The sequence below is a fragment of the Wolbachia endosymbiont (group B) of Episyrphus balteatus genome (assembly GCF_947250575.1).
Lineage (GTDB): Bacteria > Pseudomonadota > Alphaproteobacteria > Rickettsiales > Anaplasmataceae > Wolbachia.
In genome coordinates this window covers 1364473-1388119 of record NZ_OX366325.1, presented here as the reverse complement: position 1 = coordinate 1388119, position 23647 = coordinate 1364473, and the positions used below count along the sequence as shown (strand labels likewise).

The window sequence follows — 23647 nt, the reverse complement described above, 5'->3', positions numbered from 1 at the left end:
AATGTTATATTAATAATATTATCTTATTAAATTTTTATATCGTTGATTATATTTAAATATTCTTATACTATACCTATATATTTCCATATATTTTTTGGCGAGAAAGTTATTTTAATTTAAGTGCACAAAGTCTCTTGATATGACACATACTCCAGTTTTGTTAAAAGAGATGCTATTTCAATTAGCACCACAAAGTGGTGGCATATATGTAGATGCTACATTTGGGGCTGGAGGATATAGCAAAGCAATATTGAAATCCGCTGATTGCAAAGTGTATGCAATTGATAGGGATGAAACAGTTACCAAATTTTATGATGATCTGAACGTTAAATACCCTGATAGAATAAATCTATTTATTGAGAAATTTAGTAATATTAAAAATTTATTAGATAGTAATAATATTAAAGGTATCAATGGAATAGTTTTCGACGTTGGAGTTTCATCTATGCAGCTTGATAATGGAGATAGAGGATTCTCATTTCTACGTGATGGCCCACTTAACATGAGCATGGATAACTATTCTCATATGAATGCTTCGACGTTTGTTAACGCTTTACGTGAAGAAGAGATTGCGAACACTATATATAATTATGGGGGTGAGCGTCATTCTCGTAAAATCGCAAGAGCGATAGTAAATGCGCGGAAGAAGAAAATTATCAAAACTACATTTGAACTTGCGGATATTGTACGTTCTGTAGTGTTTCGTGGAAAAAGCAAGATTGACCCTGCAACTAGGACATTTCAGGCAATCAGAATATGGGTAAATGATGAGCTAGGAGAGCTTGAAAAGGGTATTAAAGCTGCATCTGAGATTTTAAGTGAAAACGGCAAATTAATTGTAGTTACCTTTCATTCTCTAGAAGATCGTATAGTTAAAACCCTTTTTAAAGATTTGTGTGAACCAGGACCTACCAAGACATTCTCCCTTTTAAACAAAAAAGTGATTAAAGCAAGTGCGGAAGAAATAAATGCAAATCCGCGTGCGCGTTCAGCAAAATTAAGAGCTATACAGAGGTTATCATGAGGACCTTTCGTGCCATTTCAATAATTATGTTTTTCTTCAGCATTGTAGGATTATTTAAGGTAAAATTATATGTCCAATCACTAAATAAATAGCTAACACAAATAAAACGTGAAATTAATTTAGTGCAAAGCAACATAAAAGTTCTTCAAGCAGAATGAAGTTATTTGAGTAATCCAAAAGGGGCTTGTAAAGCTTATGGAGAAATATATAAAAAAATAACTCTTTGATACTAGGTAGCCAGGTTCGACTATCTAAATGACCTTAGTGTGTTAGCAAAATCATAGTAACGATTAGGTTTAGGTTTTTAGATAAACACACTACGATAAAACTTACTTTGATACGAAATTATTTGCATAAGATTTTGGCAGTCTTTTAACATCTTTTGGCATTTCAATTGTGTACTTTGTGTTGTGTTTCTTTGCGTAAGATATTGCTTTTTCAAGAGAATCAAACTTTAATACAATCTGTTTTTGGGGATCTTTTGAGCCAACCCATCCCATCAAAGGTTCAATATAGTAAGAACAAGGCTCAATTTTTAGGTACCAGAATTTTGTATTACCTAAGCCAGATTGTGTTGCAGTTTTTGTTGGCTTATAAATCTTAAAAACTACTTGATCGTTAATACTCATAGCTCTTACTACGTAATCTTAAGTATATATCTAAATAAATTTTTCCACAAAGAATTAGTGTGAAAGAATGAAGTTTGAAATAAATATTTTTATGTTATATTATTAAATTATATAAAAAGGATTAGCTGAATAGGAGTAATCGATGGCACAGCAAGAAATGGTAACAATTAATGCAGAGTTACGTGATGTAAAAAAAAAGAAAGCGATTCAGGCTCTGAGGGAGAAGGGAAGTATACCTGCAGTTATATATGGTAAAGGGCATGATAACGTAAATTTGACATTGTCTGCAAAGGAATTTACTAAACAATATAAATCAGGTGCTCTTTCTGCACATTTAATAGAACTAGATATTTCAGGGAAAAAAGAATATGCTCTTGTTCGTGATATTCAATGGCATGTAGTAAAGGATACTGTGCAACATGTTGATTTTCAATTTGTTGATAAAGGTAGTGAAATTAAAATAGATATACCTTTATCATTCATCAATGAAAGTAAATCACCAGGAATCAAATTAGGTGGAGTGCTTAATGTTTTGTGTCGTTCTATTACTGTCAAATGCTCTCCTGAGAAAATACCTCAAGTCATAGAAATTGATTTGTCTGGCAAAATGATTGGTCAGTCTATACATATCAATGATGTAAAATTGCCAGAAGGTGTTAAATTTGTAGCTCATGAGGAAGAAAATTTCACCATTGTAACAATCTCTGCTGCTGATAGTGATGTTGAAGAGCCTCAAACAAAAACAGAGGAGTAGTGCATTTAATAGCTGGGCTTGGTAATCCTGGTAGTAAATATGAATTAACTCACCATAATATTGGCTTCATAGTTATTGACGCAATTCACAAATATTGGAATTTTCAGTCATTTTCTAATAAAGCTGATTACTTGATAACCTCTGGCATAATTAATAATAATAAAATCATGCTGATAAAACCTTATTCATTTATGAATAATTCAGGTATTCCTATTGCAAAAATAAAAAATTTTTATAAATTATCGCTAGACAATATTGTTGTCATACATGATGATGCTGACTTGAAATTTGGAAGAATAAAAGTAAAAAAAGGTGGTAGTTCTGCTGGACACAATGGACTTAAGTCTATAGATAGCTTTATTGGTAACGATTATTGGCGTTTGAGATTTGGAGTAGGTAGGCCTGAAAATCGGAAAAGCTTAGCAGATTATGTATTATCAAAATTTGAAAATTTTGATAATGTTATCCTCTTAGTGGAAAAAATAGCAAAAAATATACACCTAATGCTACAAGGAGATATCGCAGCTTTCATCAACTCAGTTGGGAGAGTGTGAAATATAGCAATTGAACAGGACATCCTATTCAATATAAAACTTGTATCCGTTCAGCAGGGTAGCAAAATAAGATAGACAAAAATATAGGAACAAATAGTCAGTGTGCAAACACACAGCTATACGAACATTGTGACAATTTGCGTAACAAATGGTGTCATCCCAGTGCTTGACACTGGGATCCAATTTTTCATTTAAGCTCATTAATTTAGCATAAGCTTACCGAATTAGTTTGCCTGTGAATTTTCTTAGATCCCAGTGTCAAGCACTGGGATGACACCAAAAGGGCTACTTAGGCGACAAGAAAAGAAGCACTGATTTCAACATTTGCACATTAGCCATGCATCTGAATGGATACTAAAACTTCACCCTAATCTAGATTAGAATACTGATTCTTCTAGAAGTTGTTCGCGTTCCTCTTCTATTGCAATAGAGTTATCGTGATTTTTAAATAAATCTCTGATTTTTGTTTCTATTTCATTTGCAATTTCTTTATTCGCCTTGAGGTAGCTTTTTACATTTTCTCTTCCTTGCCCAAGACGCGTATTGTTATATGAATAATAAGCGCCTGACTTTTCAAGGACACCAAGTTTTGCTCCTATATCTATTATTTCCCCAAGTTTTGATATGCCTTCATTGTACATTATATCGAATTTTGCTTCTCTAAATGGAGGAGCGACTTTATTTTTTACAACTTTAACTCTCGTTTCATTACCCGTAATATTCTCTTTATCCTTTATCGCACCAACTTTTCTTATATCAAGTCTTATAGAAGTATAGAATTTTAACGCATTTCCACCAGTGGTAGTTTCAGGATTTCCATATACTACTCCTATTTTCATACGAATTTGGTTGATAAATATCAATATACAGTTTGCTTTTGAAACTACAGAAGTTAGTTTCCTGAGTCCATGGCTTAGAAGCCTTGCTTGCAATCCCATGTGCTGATCGCCCATATCCCCTTCAATTTCAGCTCTCGGAGTTAGTGCTGCAACAGAATCAATAACTATTACATCAACTGCACTAGAACACACTAAATACTCAACAATATGCAACGCCTGCTCTCCAGTGTCTGGTTGTGAAATTACCAAATCATCAGTTTTCACTCCAAGTTTACGAGCATATATAACATCCAGTGCGTGTTCCGCATCGATAAATGCACATAAACCTCCTTTTTTCTGTGCTTCAGCAATTACATGCAAAGCAAGGGTAGTTTTACCAGAACTCTCAGGGCCAAATATCTCAATTATACGTCCTTTTGGCAATCCCCCAACACCCAGAGCTGAATCAAGTGCAATCGACCCTGTAGATATCGTGTCTATTTTTTCTACAGGGTTTTGCTTTAGCTTCATTATTGCACCTTTACCGAATGCTTTTTCAATTTGACTTATTGCATTATCTAGTGCTTTTTGCTTATCATTATTTCTTTCTTCTGGATTATGTGCCATGGATCATTTATTAACTTGTATAGTCTCCATGGTAATTGAACGCAACCAATCTGCCAAGGGTTTTTTAATAACGAAGAACGTTAGTTACCTAAAATTAGATAGATAGACTTTGTAGTGCGATACAAAATAACGATAGAATACAATGGTAGTGGTTTCTCTGGCTGGCAAAAGCAACAACACTCTGCTAACTCAATTCAGGAAACCATAGAAAACGCTATATTTAATTTCAGTGGCGAGAGAGTCTCTTTGCATTGTGGTGGCAGAACTGACACAGGGGTTCATGCTTTAGGGCAAGTTGCTCATTTCAATATGGAAAGGCAATTTGAGCTTTACAGAATAAGAAATGGAATAAACTATCACTTAAAAGCGATTCCTATAGTTGTGCTTAGTGCAGAAGCTGTAGATGATGCATTTCATGCACGATTTTCAGCAAAAAAAAGATATTATGAATATAGAATAATTAATCGCTACGCTCCTGCAGCTCTAGAAATCGGTTATGTGTGGCAAGTATTTAACCCACTTGACGTAAACATCATGCGTGAAGCTGCTAGACACCTGCTTGGAAAACATAATCTTTCAAGCTTTCGCTCAAAAGATTGTCAAGCTACAAATCCGGTCAGAACAATCGATGATATTGATATAGTACAAAACGGAAGTCACATATACATCAAAATATCTGCGATTTCCTTTTTACATAACCAGGTGAGGATTATTGTTGGTACTTTAGTTGAATTTGGAAAAAATAGAACTAATCCACAAGAAATGCTAAACATATTAAGTCAATGTAAAAGAAACGCCGCTGGGGTCACTGCGCCGTCTCACGGCTTATACTTAGTAAAGATAGATTACTAGCTTAAGTCCTCATTGGCATTACTATATATAGTGCACTTGGATCATCTTCATCAGTGATAATTGTAGCGCTATTACCATCTGATAGGCTGACCTTACATTTGTTTTTTATACAAGATAAAGCATCAAGCAAATAACGAGAATTAAATCCTACTTCCATAAGAGCTCCATCGTAATCCACCTCTATAGACTCAGTCGCATCACTGCACTCTTGGGAATTTGAATGTAGAGTTAATAAATTCTCTTGCAATGAAAATTTAATTGATTTTATTTTATCGGACACAACAACGGAAACTCGGTCTATAACACTAGCAAGTTTGCTACTCTCAACAATCATTTGTTTATCTTGAGACGTTGGAATGACAGCTTTGTAATCTGGAAAAGTCCCATCTATCAATTTTGATATTAGAATATACTCACCACATGTAAATTTGATTTTTCTATCTGAAAGTTTTATATTTATCTCATTACAATCACCCAATACTTTCAACAGTTCCATGATAGTTTTACGTGGAATGATCACCCCAAATTCTCCGTTGATATCTTCAGGTTTAGGCCTTTTTATACATGATAAACGGTGGCCATCAGTTGCAACGCAGTACAGAAATTGCTCATCTGTATGCAGATATATCCCGTTTAAATTATACCTTGTATCATCCAGCGACACAGCAAACTTCGTTTTAGTCAACAAGTCTACCAAATCTGCACTTAGTAGAGTGAAATCGTATTGATGATCACCTTCTTCAAGAACAGGGAAGTTATTTGAAACTACGTTCGGTAAAGAAAAATTTGCATTTCCACAGGATATCAATAATTTTCCTTGATTATTCATTTCGAAATTGACATCCAAATTAGTTGGCAATTTTTTCACTATGTCATGTAAAGTATGTGCTGAGATTTTCACTTCTCCTTCTGCTGATACATTTGCAGTAAGTGAGGCAAATATTGAAATGTCAAGATCAGTAGCCTTTAGTTTTATGCTGCCATGTTGTGCTTTGATATTTATACACGCTAAAACATCTATCGCGTTGCGCCTTTCAACCACTCCACTTACCCTGGATAGCGTATTTAAAAGGCTTGCACGACTTACACTAAAACGCATTTGTTCACACACAGAACTTTGTTCTTTGATTCCTATATCTACAATTTTTGACATATTAATTCTCAAAAATATATTTTAAATGATATTCATATTCTATGTAAAGTGATATCCATATTTTTGTCTGAGAGACAAAACAGCCTATCTTATACTTTAGTGATCAATAATTTGCTTTGTATGGCATAAGTCATGCATTTTTTGGTACGCTTTTTGAAAGCCAAGCAAGGAATAAGTATCATCAACATTTGCTGTTTTTACTTTTCCATTAACTACCATTGATAATCCCTGCTTCATTTTTAGAATCAAATCTTGGTCCATTTTTGTATCATCTGTCCACGCAAGACTTCCCTGTATTATTGGCAATTGATATTTAATTTTTTTATCGATATTGAGAACTACAGGCTCATTATTATACTGAAAGCCAGAAGTGACGCTCACCTCATCTGCTTTTTTATCAACGTAACTGACCATTACATACGGCTTGCGGTCAGCTGTATAATGTTCACTTTTTTTCTTAGGATGAGATACAATGTAACACACTTTTTCACCATCTTCCAATGCAGTGTACACAAGCCAATCTTTATATTTTTCCTTCAGTTGTACGTTACTAACCGATGCAAGAGTACCTATTGAAAAAAGTATTAGAAATACAAAAAGACTACGCATGTAAACCAAGTTTCAAACTCTCTGATTTTACATGTTGTTTTACCTTACTCATTGCTTGCTTAGCCAATTGTCTTATTCTTTCTCTTGAAACACAATATTTTTTGCTAAGCTCATCCAAAGTCTGAGTACTTTCAGATAAATATCTGCTAATGAAAATGTCTCTTGATCTTTCATTAAGACTTGCCAGCGCATTGCTTAAAATTGTTTCTTTTAATGCCTTTTCTTCATGATTCTGGTAAGCTACTTCTTGACTAACTAAATTACACGGAATCATATCTTGTAACTCCTTTTTAGAGTCATCACCTATTTTTATACAATTATTTAACGACTGATCCTTACAAGCCAGACGATAGCTCATCTGTACAACATCTTCTTCAGATACAGAAAGCTCATTTGATATTGCTTTTATTTCTTCTTTACTCAAAGTTTCTCTGTTTGTGTATTGTAAAATTCTTTTTTTTATTTTACGTAAACTAAAAAACAATCTCCTTTGTGCTTGCGTTGTACCTATTTTTACAAGTGACCAAGATTTTAATATAAAGTCTTTCATTGAAGCTTCAATCCACCATACTGCATAAGTTGAAAAACGAAATCCCAAGTTAGGATTGAACTTTTTCACTGCATGCATTAAACCCATATTTCCTTCCATGACCAGGTCCATCAACAATAGACCGTAATTCTTAAATTTCATTGCAATTTTTACTACCAAATTCAAATGGCTAGTAATCAACCTGTGAGCAGAAGAAATATCCTGGTATTCTTGCCAATTTTTTGCTAATCGCACTTCCTCTTCTTGGGAAAGCATAGGAAATTTTCGCACTTCAGCAATATATTGCATGAGATTAGTGCTACTATTAACACATAAATTTGCTACTGGGGTCAACATAATAACTTAAATTAAAACTCTATACATATAATATATTGATTTTCAGTGAAAAATTCAAGCTTTAATTAAAAAAGCACAATTTTACATCTAATTGAGATCTTAGTAGCAATACACTTCAGTATCAGCTACCTGATTAACATTGCTAGCGTGTAACGATAAAAACTACATTAAATAAATAATGTGTTATTCCAGTGCTAAAACACTGGAATTCACATTTCTTTTTTCTAGATCCCAGTGTCATGCTACTTGAATGACAAGAAAAACCCACTGGGATAATAAGACAAAGATAGACTAGAAATTAAACGCTACTCCAGCTTCTGCACCAACAGTGCTGTAAACAACATTTTTGATACCAGTATCATCCTTAGCTGCCTTATCAAAACTAGCACCATAAGAACCGAAGTAACGAGCTCCAGCAAAGAGTTTGATTTCTGGGGTTACATCATAACTAACACCAGCTTTTGCTTGATAAGCAAAACCAAATCCTTTTTGATCTTTAACTGCATCAGCTTTTGAAGGATTGCTGATATATGCTGCACCAACACCAACACCAACGTATGGAGTGATAGGCATATCTTCAATCGCTATATCGTAATAAACGTTAACCAATCCTGAAAATGCTGTTAAACTGTCTGCAACATTTGTTTCAGAAGTATTTACTACAGCTGTATCTTTAGCCAATTGTGAGTAAAGCCCTTCAACATCAACTCTAATATCATCCATTTTATAACCAAATGCACCACCACCAGCTATAAAAGATCTTGTTAAGGGACTATCCTTTTCTTTATCTTTTGCATTTGTAATACCATCAACTTTTGTATAAAAAGGTAAAATTTCACCGTTGTATTGTAAACGAACGTAGTAGCTAGTTTCTTCATCACTTATTGGACCAATAGGGTCTGATGAAAAAGCAGAGTTTGATAGGCTTAGCAACGTCACTAAAGCAGCTGCCGAAAAAAACTTTTTATAATGCATAATTGCCCTCGTTAAAAAAATTAAAATTCCACTTTAGCAGTCTAAATAATAACTAAAGTTAAGTCAAGTGCTAACTTAATAACACAAAACCTTCTGTATCTTAACTAACTTTTAGGAAAATACAAAGATTTTATTAATTAATAAATAGAGTTACTCTACTTTTTTTACTCTTGATCTTCTGACACCTATTTCACTAATGTCTTTTTATCTTCTGATCTGCATTCATCATTGTGAATTGCTGCATATTCATGCAGTAATATGAATGTACTTCATGGAAGTACTAGTATAAAAGGAAAACACTTAGTTACTGCATTAAGGCAAACTTCAGTAGTAAATTTAAAAAGGAAGTTTAAATCCAGGTGGTAACCCCATCATACCTGCGAGATCAGAGGTTGCATTTGCCATATCTTCTTCTGCTTTTTTAATGGCATCATTAAACGCTGCTGTCACTAAATCTTCTACTATGTCTTTTTCTTCATTTCTCATAAGCTCTAAGTCTATGTTTACCTTTTTAGCTTTATAGCCACCTATTTTTATAACTTCCACTAATACAGAAACTTTGCCACCACCAGAAATACCTTGAAACTCTTTTCCAATATATTTTTCTTGGGCTTCCGCAAGCTTTTTTTGCATTTCTTGCGCTTGCTTCATTATTTGACTGAAATCCACAACCTACTCCTTATTTTCTATATTAACTACCTTTGCACCTTTAAACGTATTTAATATATCCTTAACTACAGGTGCATAATTTAAATTACTCACTTCCCTATTCATATAACTCGTATCAACTATAATAACCCACTCCTGATTAGTAGCTTGATTTAAGTAACTTTTCAAGTCATTACAAAAATTACTGTTCAAGTTAGATACAGCTTTTAATTTTAAATACCCAAATTTACAATCTATTAATTTTAGATTACTACACAGTTGTTTGTAAAGATAAATTTGGTTACTCTGCCTTAATAGTTGCAAAATCTTATCAAAATCGTAATTTTGTTGTTTATTTTTCACATGGATCCCAGTGTCGCGCACTGGGATGACAGAGTGGGGTTTTTCCACATATTTTTTTGGATCCGAGTAGTCAGCTACTTGGACGACAGAGGGGGAAGGTGCAACAGGTCTGCCCTGTCTATTTCCTTGCTCTACATTCTGTGAAAGAATTTTTTTGATCACCTGTTCCGGAGAAGGCAAATCAGAAAGATAACAAAGGCTAATTAATATCATTTCAGCGGCAATTTCATTGCATGTTGAAACCTTTATATCTTGAATACCCTTAAGCAGCACCTTCCACAATCTCGAAAAAAATATTAAAGACTTTTTTGCACTCAAATCTTTTACTCTGCTCTTCTCATATTCTGTATCAATCTCTTTTGTAATTAAAAAACGGCATATTAACTGGATTGTTTGCAGTAGATCTTCAAAAATATTGAGCGGATTTGCTGTTTTTACCACATTGTCGAATACTAACAAAGCCTTCTGTAAATCACTGTCTAATACTGCTTCCAGTAGATCAAATATAACGTTTCTATCTACTAGACCAAGTATGTCTGTAACACTTTGAGTGGATATTGTACCATCTTTGCTATATAGCACTGCTTGATTCATCAAAAATAAAGCGTTACGCATTGAATTGCTACAGTGGTGCGCAATTAATTCCGATGCTTCTTTTTCAATAAAATAATTTTCTTTTTGTGCAATATCATTTAAACGCTCCATTATCTTAGCTGAAGGAATGTTATGTAAGTCAAACCTTTGACAACGTGCAATAACAGTTATTGGTATCTTTTTTATTTCTGTAGTTGCTAGAATAAACTTTACGCTAGATGGTGGTTCTTCTAGAGTTTTAAGTAATGCATTAAATGCATTACTGGATAACATGTGTACTTCATCTATAATGTAAACTTTAAATTTAGAACTTATTGGTAAATAGCAAATATCTCCCAAGATCGCTCTAACATCCTCAACACTAGTGTGACTTGCCGCATCGATTTCAACTACATCTGGATGGCTTGAATTTTTTATTGCCAGACAACTTGTACATGATCCACAAGGTTCAAAAGTTGGCCCCAATGAGCAATTCAAACATAAAGCTATTATTCTTGCAGTGGTGGTTTTACCAATTCCACTGCTACCAGAAAGCAGTATAGATTGTGGAATTTTGTTGAGAGTAAAAGCATTTTCTAGTATACGCACCAATATATCTTGACCTACTAAATCTTTAAAGCTACTAGGACGATATTTTAATGCTATGTTCATAGCCTAGAATAAAACAAATAGTACAAATAGGTATGCAACCCAAAAAGATTCTGATATGGTTGCTTCATTTCTGACCTGACCAAGTTACAGAATTTTTGCCTGCATACCTTATAAAAGGTTATACTTTTTTTTTTTTTTAGCAAGGTATATTCTATATTAGTCTTATAATTTATATGTTAGACCTTTTGCAACATTACTTTGGAGTAAACAGCTGTTACCTAAAATACTCTTCTTCTGTCATCCCAGTCTGGGATGGCTTTGTTGCATAGCACCTTAAGCAGTGATGGTTTACGACAAATTTATGTAATGATTTCAAATTTAGCCATACCAATACCAGTGAATTTGTTGAGCAAATAGCACTTAATTAGTAATTCTTTTTCACGATTTACTTCAGATTTATTCCTAAACAAATACTTGCTTCAACCTTGAGAAAAATCCTTCTATGTAAGATCTTTTTCCATAAATTGCTTCCTTTTTCCACTCTTTTACACCATCTTGTCCATATAATTTTATTAACCTAATAGCAGCATTTCTGTCAGACATATAATCTATTTTTGAATGTTCTGCTGCATCCTTTTTTGGTAGAACTTTTGTTTTTATATCGTATTTCTTACACAATTTATAAAGTTTTTGCCTATCGTATGCCCTATCTGCATATAATGCTTTTATTTTGTGCTGAAAATTAACTTCTTCAAGCAAATCGCAAGTGGTCAGAGTAGACACCGTTACTGTATTTTACAGCTATGGCTTTTTTGTTGTTTATATTTAACATTACGTGCAATTTTCTCGTTTGCTCATAGCCACTCTGTCAGTGCTATTTTCCTTGCTGTGTGTCGTTGTATATACTAATTCCTGTACTGTCTATAGCAATTTTGATATCTTCTATATTATTTTCTGCAATCATTTATCTTAATATTAAGTTTTTTTTGATGCTTGTGAATAGCTGCAAATCTCTTCCTATTTGTTGCAAATACCCTTTTATAAACCCGACTGTTTGTCTTAAACCAATTCTAAAGAAACTGACGATTATATGCACTAAAATCACAACTTTATCACTATAAATATAGTTGCCGCCCTGCATTTTTGGACTATTTTCATACCAATTTTCGATAGCTTCATCGATGTAACGAAAAATATTCCCCTTTTTTCAAGGAATTTGTTATATTCGTTTTGGTTACTGACTTTCATTTTCTGTGGCATATTTTTTCTTCAACAGTTAAATGGCTGTTTTATAATGAATTTTGTCAGTAACTGCCAGTTCTTTTCACTTGAGCGATGCAACAAAGCCCACTGGGATCCAACTAAGTTACTTTACAACGTTTTTTGCACAAAAGGACTGGATTCTAGCGTCACGCGCTAGAATGACATCAACTTTTGAATTCCAGTTATGCAAGAAATCTATTCATTTGAAACTTGTTTGAGAAACGTAGCTATAAAAACCGCAGGTACCAGTTGGTTTTTATTAGCTAAAGTAAAGGTCAAATATCTGGAATTCTGGACATAAAATCCCCCTGTGAAAAAGATTAGAAAAAAATGCAGCGCACATATGACAGAAATTAAGTATACACTGAAGAGGATACGCTACATTTTTTATGAGTTTAATAAAAAAGGTCTGCAGACGGAGATAGATTTTTGAGCTCAATAAATATCTCTAATTGTAATTATAATTGGATTCAAAATATGCGGAAGTAATTTTTTTAGCTATAAAATAATTCTGTCTTGTAAAAGTTTAACAAGAGAACCAAAAAGTTAGTGTCATAAATATTTTTATCAAAAACTATTTTAAAAAAATTTAAATAGAGTTGAAAAATTTTAAAGATGAGATACCCTACCTGAAATGCAATCCCTGTAAAATAAAGAAATATGAAAGGTGAAATAAACACTGCAGCAAATTTTCAAGCAGAAGACCTTGAGTCTAAAAATGCTACAGATCTTGATTGTTTAGCTAACTCTCTAAATTCTTTGAATGCAAAGAGTGCTGAGATTAAAGATAAAAAGAACGATGTGCCTTTTTCCAGTAGAAGAAGCAGCTCGCATGTTTTAGAACTTTTTTCTAGTGAAAATGTTGAGATTAACATTCCAGATGAAACACCTTGTGCCACTCGGAGTGAATCAGGTATAGCTGAACTGTTTAGAGGTATAGCTGGGTTGTTTAAAGGCAGGGGTAGTATGAACATAAACCTTTATCAATCTAAAGTGAAACGTAGCTCTGCAATTGATTACAGTACTACAGAAAGTATAGGGTCACGGCTATTAAATATCTGTGAAGGAGAAGAAGAAGATATCTATTTTGACCAAGAGATTGATTCTCTATATAAAGAGGGCTGTTTGTATGATGCCTTATTGTTGCAAGATAAGAAAAATCAGGACACACCTTTACATTTGGCCATAAAAAAAAATCGTGCTGATTTTGTAAAAAAGCTTTTGTCTATTCTTAAGGAACCATACTGTTCGAATGAGTTTTACAAGCACAAATATTTTGAACGTAAGCAAGAGAATGAAAAGCCGCTTTCTAAAGTTATTAATACTAAGAACAAAGACGAAAAAGATGTAATTACTCTGGCTATTGAAGGTAATAATTCAAAATGCGTTTCAGTTCTTTTCGACTACTTAACTCGTGAACATATTAACAGAAGGAAAGATGTTGAAAGTGAGTACACACCTCTACACGAAGCTGTGCTTCTTGGCAAGAATGAAGTAATCAAAGAGCTTCTAAAATCAAGAGATATAGATACTGAATTTATGGATAAGGAATCTTACAAAGCATATAATTATGCTAATAACAAAGAGGCAATAGAATTGTTTATTAAGCACTATAGTAGTAAAATTAGTGAGTTGCGTATAAAATTAGAAGATAATAATAAAAAACTAGCGCGAATTAAGTGCGTCCTAAACAAAACAAAACTTACTTGCGTATGCTTAGCAGCCTTCGGCTCTTGTTTTAGAATGTATAAAAATTCTCATGACATAATAAATGAAGAAGTGAGTGAAGATATGTTACATTATTCTCTTGAATTGCTCTCCAACACTACAGGTCTAATATTATTTTTTAATTATTTGATCGATACAATACTTTCCAAGTATGAAGAAAAAAATTCTAGTTTGAATAAAGAATCGGACAGTTATGTGGAAGAAAGAAATATGTTGAAAAATAAATTACGTCATTTTCAAAAAAGAAGTACCGTAGTAACTACGCAAATGTGTGAGATAATTTCAGTTATACCTGAATCAGAGTTAGGTTACAGTAGATTGTGATTACATTAATTTTTTCAAGACAGTTCTAAAAAAAAGTGGGAAATCTTTTTCATAGCCAATCAAACTAAGCTTTCTTTACGAAAGGTTTGATGTTATCATTTTATAAACTATATCCTGAATTTGTTAAATGAACATTAATATAAAGAATTTAGTTCATGCTTTTTCTAAATTGCCAAGTTTAGGTCCATCATCATCACGAAGGTTAGTTATACATTTGCTCCAAAATAAAGAGAAAGTCATGCTACCGCTTGCATCTTTGATTAGAGAGCTAGCGGATCTTATAATAGAGTGCAAAATTTGTGGAAACCTAGATACTAAATCGCCGTGTTCTATTTGTACTAACCCAAAGCGTGACACCAAGTTAATGTGTGTAGTAGAAGAATTGGGTGATCTATGGGCATTTGAAAAAGGGAATATATATTCAGGTATGTATCATGTTTTGGGTGGAAGGCTATCAGCAATAAATGGCATAGGTCCAAAAGAACTGAATCTTGATAACATTCCCAAAAAAGTTACAGAATTTAAAATTGAAGAGGTCATTATTGCAATCAATCCGACATTAGAAGGCCAAGTTACTGCGCAATATATAATTGAATTGCTAAAGAATTCGAATGTAAAAATATCGCGCCTTGCTTGTGGTATACCGATAGGTGGAGAAATTGACTACCTAGATGAAGGGACTCTGAAGATAGCGCTTACGTCAAGACAAGAGTATGAGTTAAATATAAAGTAAGCTATGTGCTTAAAAAAACTTACATCGCTAATAACCTTCAGAAAAAAAGAAGAGAAACAATTGCCTAAGGTAATAAATTGGGAAGGTGATTGCTTGGGTTATAAGCAAATTGCAAGTAAATTTAGTTCTATAATCAAGACAATCGATAAGTCTTTTTCAATCGTATCCTTAGAAGGATATGATAAGTGGGGTAAGACATTTTTTTTGAAAGAATGGGTAAAGGATCTAGAGCAGCAAAATGAAATTGCAGCTTATTACAGCGCATGGGATATTAGTGCACTAGATCAACCATTGCCTTCTTTTTTGCATTTCTTGTTTGAGGATCTATTCGCATCATACAAAGTAAAAAGGAGTGTTATACAGCAGTTCAAAAACATAAACCAAGAACTATTTTCTCTCAATACATTAGGAAAGCTGATCAGTAAATCTCCACTTGCTATGCTTTCAGTATTTCTCGATGCTGCAAAAGAGGCTGATAAGAAAGACATTGGTTTTGTCTTGGGTGAATTAAATCTTCTCCAAAGGAGAAAAGAGAACATTAGAGACTTTAAGATACAACTAGCAGATGTGGTTAATAAAATCAGGAAAGATAAAAACATTTATATAATGGTCGATGATCTTGATATATGTCGCCCTAAATTCATTGTCGATTTTTTAGAATCCATAAAGTACATGCTTGATGTCGAGGGACTGGTTTTCATTATCTCTGTTAGCCAAGATAAGAGTAATGTGCAAAGAGCAATTAGCACAATACTTGGACCAAATTTTAGCCTAAAATCTTTTACTGATCTCTCTTTGCATTTGCCAAAACAGCCAACAGAGCAGTTTATAAGAAAACTGTTTGAAAGTTCTGAATTACCGAAAAAATCAAAGAGCTTAATTATAGATAGCTTTATATTTTATGCAGAAAGCTTCTCATTATCACTGCAGGCAATACAATACTGTATAAGGAGAATAAAGCTATGTTTTTTGAACCATGCAAAAGAAGAATTACTTGATCCGAATTTATTTACATTTTTAGTAATACTACAGTCAGTAAACACTGATTTGTACGAGGAATTATATTCATCACCTCAGAAAGTACTGGAGAAGATTGAGAGTGATTTAATGCCAAATGGTCAAGAAGAATGGAAAAAGCTTAAAATCTCTCTTGAGACTACTTTTAAAAAAAAAGAATCAAAGACTAACAAATCTTTGAAGCAAATAAGAGATATTATATTCTAGCACTTTCTTCTTAATTTGCATGACACAATGGTTGTACTTATTCCAGTTTAGCATTGGAACCATAAGTTGGCCCACATAAATTTTAGCATGTGTGACCTTGAAAGATCGCAGTGCAATACTTAAATTATTAGAGTAGTAGGCTAATAATGGAGCTCAAAATGCACAACATACAAGAAACTGAAAGTTTAAAATTTGACGCTGAAGTAGGCAAAGTACTAAATATAGTAATTCATTCACTTTATACTAATAAGGATATTTTCTTGCGTGAGTTAATATCAAATGCATCAGATGCATGTGATAAATTGCGCTATGAATCACAATTAAATGCTGATTTATTAGATTCAAGTGATGAGTTGAAGATTACTATTAGCTCCAGTAAAGATAAGAATGAGCTGTATATAACCGACAATGGAATTGGCATGAACAGGCAAGATTTAATAGATAATCTTGGCACGATTGCAAGTTCTGGTACGCAAAAATTCTTGGATGCAATTAAGAATAATAAAGATTCGAGCCAAGCTGTAGAGCTGATTGGAAAGTTTGGTGTTGGTTTTTATTCAAGCTTCATGGTTGCTTCAGAAGTTATAGTAGAATCAAGGAAAGCCGGAGAAGAAGAGTCTTGGGTGTGGAAATCTAAAGGAGATGGAGAGTATTCAATCAGCAAATTAGATGGTCAAATCTCTCGTGGCACAAAAATTACGCTCATCATGCGTCCTGAAGAAAGCGAATTTTTAGACAAATTCCGTATTGAAAACATCGTTACTACTTACTCTGACCACATAAATTTTCCCGTTGAGTTTGTAAATGAAGAAGGAAAAAGTGAAAAATTAAATAGCAAAGCTGCAATTTGGACTAAGCCAAAAAATGACGTTACTCCAGAAGAGCACAACGACTTCTTCCGTGGTGTTGCACATGTGGGCGGTGAGCCTTGGATGATATTTCATAATAAAAATGAAGGTGCAATAGAGTATACGAACTTGCTTTATGTTCCTTCTATCAAGCCTTTTGATTTATTTCATCCAGATAGACGCTGCTCTGTAAAATTGTATGTAAATAAAGTGTTTATCACTGAAGATAATGTGCAGATTATACCGCAGTACTTGCGTTTTTTGAAAGGTGTGGTTGATTCACCGGATTTGCCTCTCAATATCAGCAGAGAAACACTGCAAAATAATCGTGTAGTTGAGCAGATTAGGAAATCTTTAACTAAGCGCATAATATCAGAGCTCGGCAAAAAAGCAAAAGATAATTTAGAGGAATACACAAAATTCTGGGGCAATTTTGGTGCGGTGTTAAAAGAAGGTCTTTGCGAAGCTATGCCAACTGATGAAAGAGAAGCATTGCTTTCCATTTGCAGATTTCATAGCACCAGTGATGGTAAGCTAGTTAGCATTGATGATTATATAAGCAGAATGAAGCCTGAACAGGAACATATCTACTATCTCACAGGAAATAGTCTCGATTCAGTAAAAAACAGTCCACAACTTGAAGGATTCGTCAGCAAAGGATTGGAGGTGCTTCTATTTGTTGATCCAGTTGATGATTTCTGGACTAGCGTGATTCATGAATATAAAGATCAAAAATTTAAATCTGTAACTCGTGCTGATGTTGATTTAGAAAAATTCTCTTCAGAAGAAGGTAAGAAAGATGAAGAAAATAAATCAGATGAAAACAAAAGCGAAGAAAACGCGGATTCTATACTCGAATACTTCACCAAGGTTCTTGGAAGCTTAGTAAAAAGTGTAAAGATCTCTAAGAAATTAACCGATAGTCCTGTGTGTCTAGCAGTTGATGAAGGAACTATGGATCTCCGTATGGAGCGTTTTTTACGTGAACAGAAGCAGCTAAATTACCGCACGCCAAAAGTACTTGAAATTAACATTAAGCATCCTTTGATAAGAAACATAATGGAATCTCACGCTGAAAATGGTGAAAATCCAACACTTGGAGATATGATTTACTTATTGTTCTATCAAGCTTGTATAGTGGAAGGTGAAGAGATGGAAGACGTAAGTCTATTTGCTAAAAGGCTCAATAACTTGCTTGGCAAAATTTCTATTTAATGCTATACTTAGTTTAGCTAATAATTAGGGGGTAAAACATGGGGTGGAATTTACTTGGTGGGCTCATGCCGCCAGCAGTAGATACTGCAGAAGAAAGGGAGCGTCGCCATTCCAGAGATTCAGGTGCTGAAGAAGAATTCGAAGTTTTAGAACAAGAAGAAATTAAGGAGCATCGTCATTCTGGAGATTCAGGCAATTGTTCAGAGGTTGAGGAAGGACAAAATACTAACAGAGCAATTGAATTGGAATTTCAGCTAACACAATCTTTGCTAAGTCAAGTAAAGGCAGGTGAGAATAATAGGAATGCAAATTCTGGCAAGCAAGCACAACTTGATTTGGAAAGAATGGATTTTTTAATTAATGGGCAAACAATAAGCAAAGCGTATGTTCACGAGTCATATTGCCAGCACAATCACTTAATTTCGAGTGAAAATGCAAATTACCGCCTGTTTGCTAAGCAAGTTTTCACAGAAATGTTTAAATATGCTAAGGCAGAAACTCCAAATGACAATATATTAGAAGAGTTAATTACTAATTGCAATCAGGCTGGGTATGATGGCTCTTTGTTAATGCAGCTCTCTCCTATATTCTCTAAGCATAAACTAAGCTTGCCTCATGCCAACGATAGAAAGATAAGTATTGTATATAATAGCCAAGGTTCTCTCAATATTCAGTATTGTCCAAGTATGCCTGTTAGAGAACTTGATACGAATAAGGAAATATGCAGGGTTGATGCTATTTTAGAGTTCACCCTTAAGTTTCGAGACAGTAAGGTAGAGTATGAAAACGGCAAAGTAACACTTGCTATTCCTGAACAATTAGAGAATTACAAAGTTAATGGCAAAAGTTTGTTAGATGAAATAAATAGGCATTTCGAAGATGAGGATAATAGAATTACAGAGACTCTTGAGAAAAATATGAATGAAGGACCTAAGTCATTTGCTGCTGAAGACTTGTCTATTACTGAGAGTTCATCTGATAGTAGTGAAGTAGCAAACAAAGTAGTTACTGATCCAGGCATTTTAGGTAATGTTGCGAATGTATTGGTAGGTGTTGCAGAAGTTACAGCAGTTGTAGCAACAGAGTTATTTTGGCCTCAAGATCAGGTTAATATAGAACCAAGGCATAATGAAGAAGAATTTACCATTATCCCTGAAAATTTAACCTTTGATGGATTAATAGACGTTATAAATAAAGCAAAAAATTATGGTGATTACACAGGTTTAGATAAAACTATAAATAATATAGAGGAAAGCGATAGATTTATTACTGATTTGAATTGTGGTAATTTGAAGGATTTTTGCTCTCAACAGCTTAATTTGACTGATCATACGCACAATGTGCTGTTGAATAATAGTTATGATGAAACAAATGGTTATTATAATCATTCAGTAAAAGAGCTTTCACTACTAGCCATTGCAGCTAATGATACGCTTGTGGAAAGATATGCAGAAACGCATAAAAGTATATTATTTACGCAAGATGAAGAGCTCGATAGGCTACTTATTGGTGTTGGTGGACAATGCTATATTAAGTTTTTATTAGAGCATTTGGATAAGCCGAATCATACTATGTTTTTGGATGGTATATGTAAAAAACTTGAAAGGGCATCTTTTGTTGGTAATCAGAAATGCGTGGAAGTGATACTAAATAGGTTTAAGAATACTGAGGCTGAAGGTAGAATTATTTTTTCATCTAAACTTTTGCACTATGCTATACACTTAGCTCCTGAAAGTAAAGCGGCAGAGGTAATTGTTAATCGTAAAGTTGTTGATATTAATAGTATAGATAATTCTGGAATTGCACCTTTGCATTATGCTGTAGCACGTGATAATTTTAAACTAATAAGCTTACTTATTGAAAATGGTGCTAATGTTGATGTTCAAGATGAGAGGCATGGCAGAACAGCTTTACATTGGGCTGCTTACCATGATAAATTTGAAATAGTAAAATTACTTGTAAACAAGGGAGCTGATTGGAACATTAAAGATAGAGATGGCAAAACAGCTTTAGATCTGGTAGGAACGAAAAGTTTATATTTGGTAAGGGAAGAAAACAGGGAAAAATCTTCTAGTGAATCAAAAATCACAAAATTTCTTGAAGGTTTAGATGATAAAACACCTTTGCATTTAAATATTAAAAAAGATCCAGAATTCAAAAATATTGATAATCAACGGCCACAAAGAAGTATTGTTGATAAAGGAGAAAACATTATGAATAATGAAAAGGCTTCAATAGAAGAAGCTATGGATAACAATTATAGGAGAGGTAAAATGCCTGGAAATGAAAAAATTATAGGAGAAAAATTGTCTAATGCTGTCGATAGAATCAATCTTACTGGTTTGATACATTTATTAAAGAAATTAGAAGTCAGCACATATGAACCTACTGTACAGAAGCTCTTGGACCAAGCAAATGACAAAATTACAAATTTGGAAGAGGGTGAGCAAAAAGAGGCTCTTGAACAAATAATACTATTTCTTGAAAATGAGCTCAAGCACACTGCTGCTACATTACCAGTAGACAACAATGTAGAAGCTGCTGCAAGTAGCCAAGAAGCTCTTTTGGTAGAGTCTAAAGAAAGCTCACCATCACTGAGTTCTGAGGAGGATGATTTTTCTAAACTTGAAGGTAATAAAAGTGATTGCTCTGCCGGAACTTCCTCAGACTCTAATAGTAATTCTCCATTTGAAAAAATTAGTGAAGAAGGTCATGAAACAAGAATATCTGTAATTGACACAGTGGAAGCTGAAGCAACAGCTAATGGTACTGTTTCTAGTAATTCTGTTCCTTGTACTTTAAGAGTAGAATTAACAAGTGATGATGAAGATGAACTTCTTTCGATTGAAATTGAAGATGTTAATAATGATATTAACGTTAATCAACCTACTGAGCATGTAGAACAAGTTGCTAACGGAAATGGACAGCCAAAAACAGAATTGCCAAGAATTAATGAGCAAAGCAGCAAAAGTGGCCTCAAAAAAAATCCACAAAATACAAAGAAGTATGTTGTAGCTGCTTCTGCGCTTGCAATAGCCGGTATTGTTTCAGGGGTGGCTGTTGCAGTTTACTTGGAAATGTTAGCGGTAGGAATAGCAGTTGCAGCTTGTTGTCTTATTGCAGCTACAGTTACATACTGCTGTAGACCTAAAAGCTTAATTGAGAATGGTGAGCCTGCAGAGATTGTGTTCAAGGAAAGGTCTGTATACTAAATATAGTAGTCTATCATTTAATAATTTATTATAATTATATTGATTGTTAATAGATAAAAACTTGGTGGACTACGAAGAGATGCTTGCTAAGTTGACAAAATTGCCATTTAATGCTACACTTAGCTTAGCTACTAATTAGTGAGGAAAAACATGTTAGGTTCAGATTTTGTATCACAGGAATCAAACAAAATTTTAAAGAAATCAGATTCTAGGGATTCAGGAACTGAAGAAGGGTTTGAAATTTTAGAACGAGAGGAAAAAGAGCGCCGTCGTTCTGAGGATTCAGGTAATGAAAGTCAAGAAGAATCTGGCGTTAATAATTCTGATACTAAATCTAGTGCAGTAACTACGTTAGAATTTCAGCTAACACAATCTCTGCTGGGTCAAGTAAAGGCAAATGAGAATAATGAAGATGTAAAGTCTGGTAACACAGCTTATCAAGACCTATATAGAACGGATTTTTTTGTAATCAATGATCGCACTATAGATAATAGTTTCATTAAAGGGTTATATGATAAATATAATGAGGGAGATGATAAACGTCTGTTTGCAAAGTATGTTTTTACGGAAATTTTTAAACATGCTAAAGCAGAGGTTCCGAATGATTCCCTCATAGAGGAATTAACCACAAGTTGTAATCAAGCGGGGTATATGGCTTTCCTTGCTATCCGAATACATAGTATATTAATAAAATATCAGGTACTTTCTAGCGATTCTTACAAGAAGATCATGTACATCGATTGTTCTGATGAGAATTATGTACGCATTAACTATAAGTCATCAATGGTGGCACGCAATTCTGATGAGCCAGAGAAGGAGATATGTGAATTAGACAGTTTACTTAGATTCACACTTAAATTTCATAATGGTGAAGTAGAGTATGAAAATGGTAAAGTAACACTTATCATTCCTGAGGAATTAAAAGCTGGTAGGGAAAGTTTACTAGACGATATTAATGAACGTTTCACAGATTATGATAATGATGGATTTATTCGTTTACACGTTGGAGCACAAAAAGGTGATGTTGAGCTTGGCAGGCGTTTACTAGAATGTGGTGCAAATATTGAGATTAAATCAAAAACAAAAGTAGGTGGTGACACTGCACTTCATTTAGCTGCTAGAAATGGTCATAAAGATTTTGTGAAGCTTTTACTTGATAACGGTGCAAATGTTAATTCAGTGAGTAGTACAGGCAGCAGAGTAACTCCTTTACATGAAGCAGTGTATTATGGACATTTAGATGTTGCGGAATTGCTAATAGATCGTGGCGCAACAGTTGATGCTAAAGAACGATATAATCTTACTCCTTTGATGTATGCTTCTACACAAGGTAATTCAGCAATGGTGGAATTGCTTTTAAAAAAAAAGGCAGATCTTTATTTACAACATCATAATGGTGAAACTGCATTGCACTTAGCTGCTGATAATGGTCATTCTGATGTAGTTGCCATCTTAATAAGTGCAGCAGAAGATAAAGAAAGGTATGTTAATATGCAAAGCAATAATATTGGTACTGCGTTGCATGTTATAGCTTATAATCGAAAAATAAATGAAGGGCATAAAAAATCTGCAAAATTGCTAATAGACAATGGTACAAGCCCGTATTTAGAAAACGATCCAATTATTAATAAACCATCAGATACTCTTTTGAAAGGAAGCTCTTTAGATATGGCAAAAAAACGAGGAAATAAGGGATTTTTGGAATTTATGTCATCTTTAGGCTATTCAGCAACCGTACCAAGCAATTCAAAGAATGATCCACAAAACACAAAAAAGTATGTCGTAGCTGCTTCTGCGCTTGCAATAACTGTTATTGCCTTAGGAGCAGCTGTTGCAGTTTACTTGGAAATGTTAGCAATAGGAATAGCAGTTGCAGTTTGTTGTCTTATTGCAGCTACAATTACGTACTGCTATAGGCCTAAAAGCTCACTTGAGGATAATAAGGTTGCAAAGGTTGATGATACACAAAAAAGTACACCTTGCTGTGGCTGATAATGAATAAATATAGTAGTCTATCATTTAA

At 33.8% G+C, this 23647-nt stretch carries 18 protein-coding genes, 1 other RNA gene and 1 pseudogene; 10 read left to right on the top strand and 10 right to left on the bottom strand.

Annotation, left to right across the window (positions count from 1 at the left end):
* The first annotated feature begins 139 nt into the window (after window positions 1-139).
* Entirely contained in the window at window positions 140-1024 is an 885-nt protein-coding gene (rsmH, locus tag OOL05_RS06635) for a 16S rRNA (cytosine(1402)-N(4))-methyltransferase RsmH (RefSeq protein ID WP_264376082.1), read from the top strand.
* 329 nt (window positions 1025-1353) lie between these two features.
* Here the strand turns inward: rsmH and OOL05_RS06630 are convergent, their stop codons facing one another.
* Entirely contained in the window at window positions 1354-1653 is a 300-nt protein-coding gene (locus tag OOL05_RS06630; RefSeq protein ID WP_064085624.1) for an ETC complex I subunit, read from the bottom strand.
* Between the two features lie 142 nt (window positions 1654-1795).
* Here OOL05_RS06630 and OOL05_RS06625 point away from each other — a divergent pair, with 142 nt between their 5' ends.
* Complete coding sequence (locus OOL05_RS06625) at window positions 1796-2407, top strand: 50S ribosomal protein L25/general stress protein Ctc (RefSeq protein ID WP_264376083.1); 612 nt, start codon at window positions 1796-1798, stop codon at window positions 2405-2407.
* The gene (pth, locus tag OOL05_RS06620; protein ID WP_264730282.1) at window positions 2407-2961 is read left to right on the top strand and encodes an aminoacyl-tRNA hydrolase; all 555 of its coding nucleotides are present in this window, start codon (window positions 2407-2409) and stop codon (window positions 2959-2961) included. Before OOL05_RS06625 ends, pth begins: the two co-directional genes overlap by 1 nt.
* Before the next feature lie 377 nt (window positions 2962-3338).
* Here pth and recA read toward each other — a convergent pair whose 3' ends face one another.
* On the bottom strand, window positions 3339-4406 hold the full coding sequence (gene recA / locus OOL05_RS06615; protein WP_264730280.1) for a recombinase RecA: 1068 nt from the start codon (window positions 4404-4406) through the stop codon (window positions 3339-3341).
* Window positions 4407-4520: 114 nt separating this feature from the next.
* Between recA and truA the strand changes: the two genes are divergently transcribed.
* Entirely contained in the window at window positions 4521-5258 is a 738-nt protein-coding gene (gene truA, locus OOL05_RS06610) for a tRNA pseudouridine(38-40) synthase TruA (RefSeq protein WP_019236842.1), read from the top strand.
* A gap of 1 nt (window position 5259) precedes the next feature.
* On the opposite strand, the gene dnaN is transcribed toward truA, so the two are convergent.
* From dnaN to OOL05_RS06855, 8 genes and pseudogenes are all read right to left on the bottom strand, one after another.
* Window positions 5260-6411 (bottom strand): DNA polymerase III subunit beta, encoded by a 1152-nt coding sequence (dnaN, locus tag OOL05_RS06605; RefSeq protein ID WP_010407054.1) that lies wholly within the window; start codon window positions 6409-6411, stop codon window positions 5260-5262.
* 96 nt (window positions 6412-6507) lie between these two features.
* Window positions 6508-7020, bottom strand: coding sequence for an invasion associated locus B family protein (locus OOL05_RS06600; protein WP_064085618.1), 513 nt, complete (start codon window positions 7018-7020; stop codon window positions 6508-6510).
* Entirely contained in the window at window positions 7013-7906 is an 894-nt protein-coding gene (locus OOL05_RS06595; protein ID WP_064085617.1) for an RNA polymerase factor sigma-32, read from the bottom strand. Before OOL05_RS06595 ends, OOL05_RS06600 begins: the two co-directional genes overlap by 8 nt.
* 291 nt (window positions 7907-8197) lie before the next feature.
* Entirely contained in the window at window positions 8198-8881 is a 684-nt protein-coding gene (locus OOL05_RS06590; RefSeq protein ID WP_264684882.1) for a P44/Msp2 family outer membrane protein, read from the bottom strand.
* A gap of 336 nt (window positions 8882-9217) precedes the next feature.
* The gene (locus OOL05_RS06585) at window positions 9218-9532 is read right to left on the bottom strand and encodes a YbaB/EbfC family nucleoid-associated protein (RefSeq protein WP_006013488.1); all 315 of its coding nucleotides are present in this window, start codon (window positions 9530-9532) and stop codon (window positions 9218-9220) included.
* A gap of 21 nt (window positions 9533-9553) precedes the next feature.
* On the bottom strand, window positions 9554-11137 hold the full coding sequence (gene dnaX / locus OOL05_RS06580) for a DNA polymerase III subunit gamma/tau (protein ID WP_264730277.1): 1584 nt from the start codon (window positions 11135-11137) through the stop codon (window positions 9554-9556).
* A gap of 16 nt (window positions 11138-11153) precedes the next feature.
* Window positions 11154-11252: signal recognition particle sRNA small type (gene ffs / locus OOL05_RS06575), an RNA gene on the bottom strand.
* 184 nt (window positions 11253-11436) lie between these two features.
* Window positions 11437-12337 (bottom strand): annotated as a pseudogene (locus tag OOL05_RS06855) (IS5 family transposase).
* 663 nt (window positions 12338-13000) lie between these two features.
* On the opposite strand from OOL05_RS06855, the gene OOL05_RS06555 reads away from it, so the two are divergent.
* From OOL05_RS06555 to OOL05_RS06530, 6 genes are all read left to right on the top strand, one after another.
* On the top strand, window positions 13001-14392 hold the full coding sequence (locus OOL05_RS06555) for an ankyrin repeat domain-containing protein (protein WP_264730269.1): 1392 nt from the start codon (window positions 13001-13003) through the stop codon (window positions 14390-14392).
* Between the two features lie 133 nt (window positions 14393-14525).
* Window positions 14526-15125, top strand: coding sequence for a recombination mediator RecR (gene recR, locus OOL05_RS06550; protein ID WP_425384539.1), 600 nt, complete (start codon window positions 14526-14528; stop codon window positions 15123-15125).
* Between the two features lie 3 nt (window positions 15126-15128).
* Window positions 15129-16349, top strand: a complete 1221-nt coding sequence (locus OOL05_RS06545; protein ID WP_010403185.1) for a KAP family P-loop NTPase fold protein — start codon at window positions 15129-15131, stop codon at window positions 16347-16349.
* Between the two features lie 158 nt (window positions 16350-16507).
* Window positions 16508-18412 (top strand): molecular chaperone HtpG, encoded by a 1905-nt coding sequence (gene htpG, locus OOL05_RS06540; protein WP_264376182.1) that lies wholly within the window; start codon window positions 16508-16510, stop codon window positions 18410-18412.
* Window positions 18413-18450: 38 nt separating this feature from the next.
* Window positions 18451-21624: an ankyrin repeat domain-containing protein gene (locus tag OOL05_RS06535; protein ID WP_264730266.1), complete on the top strand. Its 3174-nt coding sequence runs from the start codon at window positions 18451-18453 to the stop codon at window positions 21622-21624.
* A gap of 150 nt (window positions 21625-21774) precedes the next feature.
* Window positions 21775-23616 (top strand): ankyrin repeat domain-containing protein, encoded by a 1842-nt coding sequence (locus tag OOL05_RS06530; RefSeq protein WP_264730264.1) that lies wholly within the window; start codon window positions 21775-21777, stop codon window positions 23614-23616.
* Window positions 23617-23647 lie beyond the last annotated feature (31 nt).

Coding starts and splice junctions, on each gene's coding strand:
- OOL05_RS06555 (WP_264730269.1), top strand. CDS start 13,001: ATGAAAGGTGAAATAAACACTGCAGCAAATTTTCAAGCAGAAGACCTT.
- OOL05_RS06630 (WP_064085624.1), bottom strand. CDS start 1,653: ATGAGTATTAACGATCAAGTAGTTTTTAAGATTTATAAGCCAACAAAA.
- recA (WP_264730280.1), bottom strand. CDS start 4,406: ATGGCACATAATCCAGAAGAAAGAAATAATGATAAGCAAAAAGCACTA.
- OOL05_RS06625 (WP_264376083.1), top strand. CDS start 1,796: ATGGCACAGCAAGAAATGGTAACAATTAATGCAGAGTTACGTGATGTA.
- dnaX (WP_264730277.1), bottom strand. CDS start 11,137: ATGAACATAGCATTAAAATATCGTCCTAGTAGCTTTAAAGATTTAGTA.
- dnaN (WP_010407054.1), bottom strand. CDS start 6,411: ATGTCAAAAATTGTAGATATAGGAATCAAAGAACAAAGTTCTGTGTGT.
- rsmH (WP_264376082.1), top strand. CDS start 140: ATGACACATACTCCAGTTTTGTTAAAAGAGATGCTATTTCAATTAGCA.
- OOL05_RS06545 (WP_010403185.1), top strand. CDS start 15,129: ATGTGCTTAAAAAAACTTACATCGCTAATAACCTTCAGAAAAAAAGAA.
- OOL05_RS06595 (WP_064085617.1), bottom strand. CDS start 7,906: ATGTTGACCCCAGTAGCAAATTTATGTGTTAATAGTAGCACTAATCTC.
- OOL05_RS06530 (WP_264730264.1), top strand. CDS start 21,775: ATGTTAGGTTCAGATTTTGTATCACAGGAATCAAACAAAATTTTAAAG.
- OOL05_RS06535 (WP_264730266.1), top strand. CDS start 18,451: ATGGGGTGGAATTTACTTGGTGGGCTCATGCCGCCAGCAGTAGATACT.
- OOL05_RS06600 (WP_064085618.1), bottom strand. CDS start 7,020: ATGCGTAGTCTTTTTGTATTTCTAATACTTTTTTCAATAGGTACTCTT.
- OOL05_RS06590 (WP_264684882.1), bottom strand. CDS start 8,881: ATGCATTATAAAAAGTTTTTTTCGGCAGCTGCTTTAGTGACGTTGCTA.
- OOL05_RS06585 (WP_006013488.1), bottom strand. CDS start 9,532: ATGAAGCAAGCGCAAGAAATGCAAAAAAAGCTTGCGGAAGCCCAAGAA.
- htpG (WP_264376182.1), top strand. CDS start 16,508: ATGCACAACATACAAGAAACTGAAAGTTTAAAATTTGACGCTGAAGTA.